The sequence below is a fragment of the Streptomyces lonarensis genome, from assembly GCF_012033735.1.
Taxonomy (GTDB): domain Bacteria; phylum Actinomycetota; class Actinomycetes; order Streptomycetales; family Streptomycetaceae; genus Streptomyces; species Streptomyces lonarensis.
This window is the reverse complement of the sequence record NZ_JAAVJD010000201.1, coordinates 1-9,732: the sequence shown is the minus strand read 5'-3', so window position 1 is coordinate 9,732 and position 9,732 is coordinate 1. Positions and strand designations below refer to the sequence as shown.

The following is a 9,732-nucleotide window of genomic DNA, read 5'->3' as shown; positions in this document are numbered from 1 at the left end:
GGCCGCCGCCGCGGCGGCCGTCGCCCGCGCCATGCTGCGCCGCATCGGCAGCCACGCCACGGAGATGGAGCGCGGCGTCGCCGCCGCGGCCTCCGCGCGCGCCCGCCATGTCGACCCGGCGCTCCGCCAGGCCGCGCAGGAGCAGGTCGGCCTCGCCTACGCGGGCTGGGACCGCCTGCTGACACGTGTCGCGCTGCCGGCCTGGCGGCTGGGCCGCTGGCCCAGCCGGCTCAACGCCGGGGTCGTCTCCTCGCTCACCGACCTCTCCCGGCGCGACCGGCTGGCCGACGGGTTCGGCGAACGCCTCGGCGAGCGTCCCGCCTGCGACCTGCTGGAGGACCCCGGCGCGGTCGACCGCGAGGTGTCGCTGCTGGCGGCCCGGCTCTTCCACGGCCCGCCGCCCGCCGCCCCCGGCGCCCCGGCGCCCGTCTGGGAGGCGGTCGACTGGTCGGCCTACCCGGCGCAGATCGTGGACCGCCTCTGGCGGGAGCGCGCCGGCCGGCTGGCGGCCGCGCTCGGCGCGGAGAGCACCCGGCCCCTGGGCGGCGAACGCTCCCCGGCGCTCGGCGCCGTCCTGCTGCGCCTCGCCTCCGACGACGGCGACTTCACCGACGCGCTCGCGGCGTGGCTCGCCACCGCCACCGCGCGGGCGGAGCACGAGGCCGAACCGGTCGCCCCGGCCAGCAGCATCGCCGCCGCTCCCCTCGCGTTCCCCGCCCCGCCGCCGCCCAGCGGACGGGAGCTCCTTGCCCAGCACGTGGCCGCGGCCGTCTGCCGCGCCGTGGTCGATACCGCCGGTGGCGCGCCCGCGCTGGACTGGCTCGACGGTCCCGTGCTGACGGTGGACGGCGGGCGCGCCCCCGACCTGTCCGACGCGGTGTTCGCCCTGGTGGACGAGGGCGACCCCGAGCCGCTGCGCGGCTGGCTGGCCGAGGTCGGGGTGCACTCGGAGAAGCTGGTGCGGCGTGTCTGACACCCGCGGGCGCCGACCCGCCGGGCGTTCCCGTGCGGCCGCTTCCCCGACGTCCACCCGCGTCGGTGGGGGAGCCCGCTGCCGCACCGCCCGCCCCCGTACCCCCCACCCCGTGCCGGGCCGCGCTCGACGGGAACCGCACCGAGCGGTCGGCGCGCGCCGTCGGGGGCCTCCCCGCACCGCGCGCCCGGAGCTCGTGATCCGGAGCGCGACAGGGGGCGCGCGGGCGCGTGGTGATGTGCGGACCGGGCGGGCGGCGCTCGCGCGCGAGCCCCGCGAATCACCCGTACGTGACCATAGCCGCACGTAGCGGGCCGTCCGGTCGATGACCGACGGCAAAGCATTGACCAGGTGAACGACCAGCGGTGATGACGCGCTAGCAATATGTGATGTGCTGGTCATGACGGCGGCCGGGTGGGGTCGTCGCACCCGGGGGAGCCGGGCCGGCCGGGCGGCGCGACGAGGGAGGGGCGTGTCGGTGAACACGGATCAGAGTCGGCGCTGGGAGTCCGGTGCACTGGCTCATGCGGTCTCCGACCCGTTCGGTCAGGGGCCGCTTCCCTGGCTGCGCCGGACGGAGACCTATCGCGACGGCGGGCGCACCCCCGTCGCCTGGTACGCGGACCCGGGCATCGCCGGCTCGGGCGCCTCCGCGTCGGTCCCGCCGCAGCGAGATCCCCGCAACGACGGCTCGCGCGACAGCGGCCCGCGGACCCCGGACGACGAGCACTGCCAGATCAAGGGCTTCACCCCCAACTGCGTGGTCGAGCCGGGCCAGCACATCGACTTCCGGGTGACGCTGGACCCGCCGCAGGACTTCAGCATCGACATCTACCGCATCGGCCACGCCGGCGGCCACGGCGCCGAACTCCTCGTCCGCAGCCCGCAACTCAGCGGCACCCGGCAGCCCTCGCCGATGGTGGCCGACCGGACGGTCTCCTGCCACCACTGGTGGCTCTCCTGGCGCCACCAGGTGCTGCCCACCTGGCGCCCCGGCGCCCACGTCGCCGTGCTCACCACCGGCGACGGCAACTACCGCTCCCACATCCCGTTCACCGTCCGCGACCAGCGCCCGGCCGACCTGCTGCTGGTGCTGCCCGACATCACCTGGCAGGCGTACAACCTCTTCCCCGAGGACGGCCGCACCGGCGCCAGCCTCTACCACGCCTGGGACGAGCAGGGGCGGCTGCTGGGGGAGTCCGGCGCCGCCACGACCGTCTCCTTCGACCGGCCGTACGCGGGCGCCGGGCTGCCGCTGCACGTCGGCCACGCCTACGACGTCATCCGCTGGGCCGAGCGGATGGGGTACGACCTCTCCTACGCCACCGCGCGCGACCTGCACGCCGGCTGGGTCGACCCCACCCGCTACCGCGGCATCGTCTTCCCCGGCCACGACGAGTACTGGTCGGTCCCGATGCGGCGGGCGGTAGAGCAGGCCCGCGACCTCGGCACCTCCCTCGTCTTCCTCTCCGCCAACTCCATGTACTGGAAGGTCGAACTGGGCCCGCTCCCCTCCGGGGACCGCGACCGCCTCCTCACCTGCCGCAAACGCCGCGGCCCGGGCCGGCCCGCCCGCTGGCGGGACCAGGGCGAGGCCGAGCAGCAGATCCTCGGCGTCCAGTACGCCGGCCGGGTACCGCGCCCCAGCCCGCTGATCGTCCGCAACGCCGGGCACTGGCTGTGGGACAAGACCGGCGCCGGCGAGGGCACCGCGCTGCCCGGACTCGTCGCCGGCGAGGCCGACCGCTACCACCCGCGCGTGCCGCTGCCCGCGCACGAGGAGCGGGTCCTCCTCGCCCACTCCCCCTACCAGGACGACAGCGGCACCAGACGCCACCAGGAGACCTCGCTCTACCGCACCCGCAGCGGGGCGTGGGTCTTCGCCTCGGGCACCTTCGCGTGGTCGCCGGCGCTGGACCGCCCCGGCCACGAGGACCACCGCATCCAGCAGGCCACCGCCAACCTCCTCGACCGCATCTGCGACCCCGACCACTGACCGGGCCGCCGCCACGGCCCCGGTGCGCGGCTGACGGACCGTCGACGACGGGCCGGCTCCGGCACCCGCGGTGACATTCCTTCGGCGGCTGTGACGAAGCCGTGCCGTGGTCCGCGGCGGGCGGGGATTCGGTGCCCACGCTCGCTCAGCTGCCGACCGGGAAGGCGGTGACCGTTTTCCGGGACCACGGCGGCGCCGCCGTGGTCCCGCCGAGCTCCTCAGCGAGGGCGATGGTCGCCACGGAGAGGCCGTTTATCCGTGTCCCGGTGTCCTCTCCTCGTGGTGGACGCTGTTGGGCCATGAGGGGGCCAGTGACACGATGGGCCGATGGCGATCACCGACAGCGACAGCGAGGCCGTCCAGTACGTACGCTTCCAATCGACTCAATGGAACAGCCGAGGCAACTTCACCGGCGTTTTCGGGCTCGTCAACAGTCTGGCGAGGGAGGGGAGGCTCTCCGAGGAGCAGGAGAACTTTCGCCGCCGCAACAACGATTGGTACACGGCGGCGTACACCGACCCCTCGACCGTCGACCCCCACGTCTACGACGACGAGATCAACCCCGGCGCGGCGGCGTGGTTCAAACCGTCAGCCACACATCTGCTCGCCCGCGTCCCCGGTTATCTGGAGATCCTGTCCGAGCACGGCGTCGACTGTCGGGCTCTGCGTTCCGCAGACCCGGGGCGGGTCGTCTACGAGGACGACGTACAGATCGTGGTCGTGCCGCATGCACCGGACGCGGCCGCCGCCCACGCGAACACGCGCACCCGGACGTGACGGCGGCCGCGCGGATCAGGTAGGACACGGCGAATCTCGAAGCCGAGGTCGCGAGGACCCTCATGAAGTCGCTTCCGAAGGAGTACCGCGCATGATCACCAACCAGGACCGCGCATCAGCCGAGTGGATGCGGTCGTCCTACAGCGACGGCAGCGGCGGAGAGTGCGTGGAGTTCGCGCGCGGCTCCCTCCCGGGGTCGGTGCCCGTGCGGGACTCGAAGAACGCGGGCGGTGCGGTGCTGGAGTTCCCGCCCGCGACGTGGTCGGCCTTCACCGCGGCCGTGCGACGGCAGAGCTTTCCCCGCTGACGGCTCCCACGCGGCTCTCGGTGGTCCCGCAGCGGTGTGAACGGGTGGGCGCGGTACGTCCAGGCGGGCGCCGTGCCCAAGCCCTCCTCCGCTTCGCCCTCCCCCAGGTCGGCGTCGTCCGCGCCTCCGCTCCGCGGCGGAGGCGTCCACCGACCCCCAGGACCCCGCACCGCCTGACCAGCGACACGGACGCACTCACGACCGCCCCGCCGCCGGTCAGCGTCCGGCGCCGTCCTCGAACCGGGGCTCACCCTCCGGCGCGAGCAGCGCGTCGTACTGCGCGGCCAGATCGGTGTGGTGCTCGTCCAGGTGGCCGCGCGCTTCCCGCAGCGGCTGGAGCAGCGCCGTTGCGTCCTGGTCGCCCATCGCGGAGTCGATCGGCCCGCAGACGGCCTCCGGCAGGTCGCCCAGGGCGCTGATGCGCCCGGCGAGCCGCCGCAGGTCGGCCGCGTTGTCCTTGGCCCAGTGCGACGCGACGCGGTCGGCGGCACGCCGGTCCCGCTCGGCCTGCACCCGCTGCTCGCCGGTCGTTCCCGGGGCGCCGGGCCGGCACCGCAGAAAGCGCCGCTCCGCGGCTTGGCGGCTCGCCACGCCCATCGGGTGTGCGAGCTGGGCCCAGCTCGCGCCCGCGTCCCGTGCGGCCTCCACCAGGCTCGGCTCCCACTCCGCCAGTCGCTCGCGGAGCAGGCGGAGCAGGAGGAGGGCGGCGAGCGCTTCCTCCGGGGAGGGCGGTTCCGCCACCGCCGCGCCGGGTGGTTCCTCCGTCTCCGCCTCGCGCAGGGCCTCGCCCATGGCGGTCAGCGCCGCGTGGGCGGCGAACGGGAAACCGGGGAACGAGGTCGTCGACTCCTCTGCTGCGGGCATGGCCCCATCGTACCGCGTATCTGTCATCCATCGGATGACGAGTGCGTGTTGTCATCCGATGGATGACACGCTATAACTGTCTCAGCGACCCGCTGACCGCGAAGTCGTCAACGACTGGACTCGGAGGTGTTTCCCGATGCTGATGCGTACCGACCCGTTCCGTGAGCTCGACCGTCTCGCCCAGCGGTTCACCGATCTCCCGGCCGGCACCTGGTCACGCCCCTCGGCTCTGCCCATGGACGCGTACCGCGAGGGCGAGCAGTACGTCATCGCGTTCGACGCCCCGGGAATCGACCCGGCCGCGCTCGACATCGACGTCGAACGGAACATGCTCACCGTCAGGGCGGAGCGGCGCCCCTCCGCCGTCGGTGACTCCGTGCAGATGGAGCTCTCCGAACGTCCGCACGGCGTCTTCACCCGGCAGGTCATGCTCGCCGACACCCTCGACGTCGACCGGATCGATGCCCAGTACGAGGCCGGCGTGCTGACCCTGCGCATCCCGATCGCGGAGCGAGCCAAGCCCCGCAAGATCACCGTCGGCCACCAGGGTGACCGGCACCAGATCTCCGGCTGACGCCCACCCCCGCCCACCGCCGTCCACCTCGTCCCGCCCGCCTCATCCGCGGCGCGCCCTGCCCGCTCTCCCGGGTGCGCCGCCCGCCCCTGTCACGGTCCCGCGCGCCGACCATCGGCGCCGCGCCCAGCCACGAAAGGTGTCACCCGGCCATGCGCCTCCCCGCCCGGACCCGAGCCGAGTCCGCCACCGCGCCGTACCGGAACCTCATCGAGCGCATCCGCTACGAGGGCGCCTACCCCACCCACGAGCGGGCCGAGGAGATCACCCGCACCGTGCTGACCGCGCTGGGCAGCCAGCTCGACGACGCGGCGCGCTCCGAACTCGCCGCCCTGCTGCCGCCGGACGCGGCGCGGCTCCTCTGCTCCGCCCCGCCGGCGGAACACCCGCTGACGGGCTGGGCCTTCGTCAAGCGGCTCTCCGAAGAGACCGGGCGCAGTCTCGCCTCCACCCGCTGGGACGTCGGCTCCGTCCTGACCGCCGTCCCCCATCTCGTCGGGCCCGCCGTCACGGACCGGGCCATCGCCTCCCTGCCCTCCGGCTACGCGCTGCTCTTCGGCCGACCGCAGTTGGTTCAGGCCGCCTGAGCCCCGCCCGACCCCGCGAGGGGCCGGACAGGGCTGGGGCAGGTGGGGCTACTCACCCCAGGCTCCCCGGACCGGTGCCCGATCTGAGTATTCGCGCCCTCCTGCCGGGCGTGGGCCGGCTCCTAGCGTCAGCGGTATGGAAGAGACGGAGAGGCATTCCGGAGCGCGCCCGATCCGCGCGCGGCACGTCGGGTTCGCGGTGTTGGCGTTGATCGTCCTGGCGGGCATGTGGGGGTGCGCCCGGATCGTCGACGGCCCGCCCGTTCCGCGCGCCGATGTGCGCGAGACCACCGGGCGGATGCAGAACGCCCTCCAGACCGCGCACGACGCGGCCAGGGGTGAGACCAGTGACGGTGTGGCCCCGGGGGACGGTGACGCTGCCGCCGACGGTGCGGACCGCGGTGGCGCCCCCGCCGGTGCCGGTGTCGATGCCGGTGTCGGTGACAGCGTCGGTACCGGGGACGGGGGCGACGATGCGCAGCAGGAACCCGAGACCGCCCGGCTGCGCGTCTCACCGTGCTACCAGACCGGTATGCGGGCGATGAGCAAGCAACTGGAACCAGGCGTCTACCAGTTGGAAGCCACGTGGTCGTTGCCGGTGGCGGCGGACGACTGGGCCGCCGTGGTCCGCCGGATGGCAGAGGCACTGGAGGGCGAGGGGTGGCGGCAGCCGCAGGACGGGTTCCGCCAGGAGGAGCATTACGTCCATCTCCGCAACGGTGACGACGAGGTCTCCGTGACGGCACGGGAGCACACCCGTGACCCGGAGCCCGACCCGGAGTTCGACTCGGAGTCCAACCAGGAGTCCAACCAGGAGTTCGAGCCCGACGGCGCGGCTCCGGGCGGTTCCGAGGACGGTACGTCCGCCGGTGGCGGAAGCTCCGCGGGAAGCGACGCGGCGTCAGGCGGCGCCCAGTGGTTCGTGTCCGTCGAGGTCCGGACGGATTGTGCCCGGCAGGACACTCCCGCCCGCACCGCGCTGCCGCTGCTCGCCGCGCCCACCCCTGAGGAGGTGACCTGGACCGAAACGCGGTGGTGACCCGTCCGGCGGTGCGGCCCGGCGCCCTCGGTGTCCCGCTCCCGGGGGAGAATGAACGCGAGACAGCGTCCCCGTGCTCCCCGAGGAGAGACCGTGCCCGGATTCGTGACAGTGCCTGAGCCCGCCGAGGTCCCGGGGTTGGTGCACCTGCACACCGGCAAGGTGCGGGACCTGTACCGCAACGAGGCCGGCGAGCTGATCATGGTCGCCAGCGACCGGGTGTCCGCCTTCGACTGGGTGCTGCCCACTGTCATCCCCGACAAGGGCCGCATCCTCACCGAGCTGTCGCTGTGGTGGTTCGAGCGGCTGGCGCACATCGCGCCCGGCCACGTCATCTCCACCGACCTGCCCGAGGGCGCCCCGGCGGACTGGGCGGGGCGGGTCACCGTCTGCCGTCCGCTGCGGATGGCCCCGGTGGAGTGCGTGGCGCGCGGCTACCTCACGGGCTCGGTCCTGGCGGAGTACCGGCGCGACCGCACCATCTGCGGCGTCATGCTCCCGGAGGGGCTGCAGGACGGCTCCGAGATTCCCACCACGATCTTCACCCCGTCGACCAAGGCCGACGTGGGGGAGCACGACGAGAACGTCACCTACGAGGAGATCGCCCGCAAGGTCGGCGCCGGCGAGGCCGCCCAGCTGCGGCAGACCACCGTCGCGCTGTACAACCACGCCCGGGACATCGCGCGGGAGCGGGGCATCATCCTCGCCGACACCAAGTTCGAGTTCGGCTGGGCGCAGGGCGGCGGCAGCCCGGAGGGCGAGGACGACGCGCTGTACCTCGCGGACGAGGTGCTGACCCCGGACTCCTCCCGTTTCTGGTCGCGCGAGGAGTGGCAGCCGGGGCGGGCGCAGTTCTCCTACGACAAGCAGTTCATCCGGGACTGGCTCACCTCGTCCGAGTCGGGTTGGGACCGCCACGGCGACACCCCGCCGCCGGAGCTGCCCGAGCACATCGTCGCGCAGACCCGTGACCGCTACCTTGAGGCGTACCGCCTGCTCACCGGGCACGACTTCGCCTGACACGGACGGTCCCGGGCACCTCGCCACCCTCGGGGGCACCCGGTCGGGACGGCGGGTGGTTCGCACGAACCGCCCGCCGTTCGGCGTTCCCCGCGGCCGCTGCTGCTGCTGCGGTACGGCCTGCTCATCGCCCGGTTGTGGCAACGCCGACCGGGCGGCATCCCGGCGCGGCCTGCCCCGGCCCGGCCGGCTCCCACCGGCACACGCCCGGCCTGCCCACATGGGTGGGCGGCCCTGACCGGCCGCTTACTCCGCGATGTTGTCGACCGCCCCGTGTCGCCTGCCCCCGGGGCCCGCGCCGGCTCGCCCGACCACCTGGCTCGCCCGACCACCTGGCTCGCCCGACCACCTGGCTCGCCCGACCACCTGGCTCGCCCGACCACCTGGCTCGCCCGACCACCCGGCTCACCGGCTCAGCTGCTCGGCAGCCCTGCGGGGCTCCCGTCTGCCGCCTCCGCAGGCGAACCGCTCCCGCCGCCGCTCGCGGCGCTGCGAGGTCCGCGGAAGGTGGCGCGGTAGGCGCTCGGTGAGACGCCGACCGCCGCGCGCATCTGCTGCCGCAGCGCCACCGCCGTACCGAATCCGGACCGCTCGGCCACCGCCTCGACCGGCAGGTCCGTCTCTTCGAGCAGATGCTGGGCCCGGGCTACCCGTTGGCCGATCAGCCAGCGCAGCGGCGATGTCCCGGTCTCCTCCCGGAACCGGCGGCTGAACGCCCGCACGCTCAGCGACTCGCATGCCGCGAGCTGCGCCACGCTGACCGGCTCCGCCAGGTGCTCCAGCGCCCAGGCCCGTGCCGCCGTCGTGGAGCGGGAGAGCACCTCCGGTACCGGGCGGCGGACGAACTGCGCCTGCCCGCCCTCCCGGTACGGCGGTACGACCGCCGCCCGCGCCACCTCGTTGGTGACGGCGGCTCCGTCCTCGCGGAGCAGGTGCAGACAGAGGTCGATCCCGGCCGCGCACCCGGCGGAGGTCAGCACCTCCCGACCACCGCCGAGGCTGTGGGTGAAGAGCACGTCCGGGTCGAGGACGACGCGGGGGAACAGGCGCCGGAAGCGGTCCGTGAACCGCCAGTGCGTCGTCGCCCGGTGGCCGTCGAGCAGCCCGACCGCCGCCAGCACGAACGCGCCGGTGCAGATCGAGGCGATGCGGGCCCCGGTCGGGATGCGCGCGAGGGCCGCCGCGAGCTCCGGCGGCAGCGCGCCCCCGGGCCGGTCGTAGTCGGCGTGGGAGGAGAGCACCACCGCCGTGTCGGCGGTCGCGAGCGCCTCCGGGCCGTTGCGGATCGCCAGACGGAAGTCGCCGTCGGTCGTGACCTCCCCCGGTCGCAGCGCACACGTCACGACCTCGTAGAGCGGGCGGCCGTCGCCGGCTGCCCGCGCGCTGCCGAAGAGTTGCTGCACGATGCCGAGTTCGATGGGCAGCGCCTCGTCACGGACGAGGACCACCACCCGGTGCGGCCGGCCGCTCGGGCGCCCGCCGGGCGGCGTCGCCGCGCTTCCGTGCGTCGGCCTGCCACCCGCGCCGCTCTCGCGTCCCGCGCCGCTCTCGCGTCCCGCGCCGCTCTCGCGTCCCGCGCCGCTCTCGCGTCCCGC

General features: G+C 74.4%; 9 protein-coding genes and 1 pseudogene. 8 read left to right on the top strand and 2 right to left on the bottom strand.

The features are described from left to right. From HCN56_RS20025 to HCN56_RS20010, 4 genes and pseudogenes are all read left to right on the top strand, one after another. Window positions 1-973, top strand: a pseudogene (locus tag HCN56_RS20025) (hypothetical protein); the annotation flags it as partial. A 478-nt stretch (window positions 974-1,451) separates the two neighbouring features. Beyond that, the gene (locus HCN56_RS20020; protein WP_167973130.1) at window positions 1,452-2,969 is read left to right on the top strand and encodes a N,N-dimethylformamidase beta subunit family domain-containing protein; all 1,518 of its coding nucleotides are present in this window, start codon (window positions 1,452-1,454) and stop codon (window positions 2,967-2,969) included. A 327-nt stretch (window positions 2,970-3,296) separates the two neighbouring features. Further along, window positions 3,297-3,746, top strand: coding sequence for a hypothetical protein (locus tag HCN56_RS20015; protein WP_167973129.1), 450 nt, complete (start codon window positions 3,297-3,299; stop codon window positions 3,744-3,746). A 91-nt stretch (window positions 3,747-3,837) separates the two neighbouring features. After that, the gene (locus HCN56_RS20010) at window positions 3,838-4,053 is read left to right on the top strand and encodes a DUF397 domain-containing protein (RefSeq protein WP_167973128.1); all 216 of its coding nucleotides are present in this window, start codon (window positions 3,838-3,840) and stop codon (window positions 4,051-4,053) included. A 216-nt stretch (window positions 4,054-4,269) separates the two neighbouring features. Here HCN56_RS20010 and HCN56_RS20005 read toward each other — a convergent pair whose 3' ends face one another. Next, window positions 4,270-4,917, bottom strand: coding sequence for a type III effector protein (locus HCN56_RS20005; protein ID WP_167973127.1), 648 nt, complete (start codon window positions 4,915-4,917; stop codon window positions 4,270-4,272). A gap of 136 nt (window positions 4,918-5,053) precedes the next feature. Between HCN56_RS20005 and HCN56_RS20000 the strand changes: the two genes are divergently transcribed. The 4 genes from HCN56_RS20000 (at window position 5,054) to HCN56_RS19985 (ending at window position 8,137) form a co-directional block, all read left to right on the top strand. Beyond that, entirely contained in the window at window positions 5,054-5,491 is a 438-nt protein-coding gene (locus HCN56_RS20000; protein WP_167973126.1) for an Hsp20/alpha crystallin family protein, read from the top strand. A 152-nt stretch (window positions 5,492-5,643) separates the two neighbouring features. Beyond that, a complete protein-coding gene (locus HCN56_RS19995) occupies window positions 5,644-6,078 on the top strand; it encodes a DUF2267 domain-containing protein (protein ID WP_167973125.1) in 435 nt (144 codons plus the stop codon). Between the two features lie 136 nt (window positions 6,079-6,214). Then, window positions 6,215-7,117, top strand: coding sequence for a hypothetical protein (locus tag HCN56_RS19990; RefSeq protein WP_167973123.1), 903 nt, complete (start codon window positions 6,215-6,217; stop codon window positions 7,115-7,117). A gap of 93 nt (window positions 7,118-7,210) precedes the next feature. Continuing rightward, window positions 7,211-8,137, top strand: coding sequence for a phosphoribosylaminoimidazolesuccinocarboxamide synthase (locus tag HCN56_RS19985; RefSeq protein ID WP_167973122.1), 927 nt, complete (start codon window positions 7,211-7,213; stop codon window positions 8,135-8,137). A 413-nt stretch (window positions 8,138-8,550) separates the two neighbouring features. Here HCN56_RS19985 and HCN56_RS19980 read toward each other — a convergent pair whose 3' ends face one another. Continuing rightward, window positions 8,551-9,588, bottom strand: coding sequence for a GlxA family transcriptional regulator (locus HCN56_RS19980; RefSeq protein WP_167973121.1), 1,038 nt, complete (start codon window positions 9,586-9,588; stop codon window positions 8,551-8,553). Between the last annotated feature and the right edge of the window lie 144 nt (window positions 9,589-9,732).